This is a genomic window from Pseudomonas sp. IT-P74 (assembly GCF_949768175.1).
In the GTDB taxonomy this organism is placed as follows: Bacteria; Pseudomonadota; Gammaproteobacteria; order Pseudomonadales; family Pseudomonadaceae; genus Aquipseudomonas.
This window is the reverse complement of the sequence record NZ_CATKQD010000087.1, coordinates 1-234: the sequence shown is the minus strand read 5'-3', so window position 1 is coordinate 234 and position 234 is coordinate 1. Positions and strand designations below refer to the sequence as shown.

The 234-nt window shown below is 62.8% G+C and carries 1 protein-coding gene; it reads left to right on the top strand.

Annotated features, from left to right (window positions below):
- Positions 1–234, top strand: a 234-nt coding sequence (locus ACM6J5_RS25970; RefSeq protein ID WP_414929606.1) for an immunoglobulin-like domain-containing protein, incomplete at both ends; no start/stop codon positions are given.

Genomic DNA, 234 nt, shown 5'->3' with positions numbered 1-234 from the left:
CCACCGGCAACATCAGCGAAGGCGGCCAGATCATCTACACCGCCACCCTGAGCAACCCGGCCGGCACGCCGATGACCGTGACCTTGAGCAATGGCTCGGTCATCACCATCGAGGCGGGCCAGACCACTGGCAACGTCGTGGTTGAAACCCCGGCCAACGACGTTTATGTCAACGGCAGCACCGTCAGCACCACCATCACCGGTACCACCGGCGGCAACTTCGAAAACCTGGTGC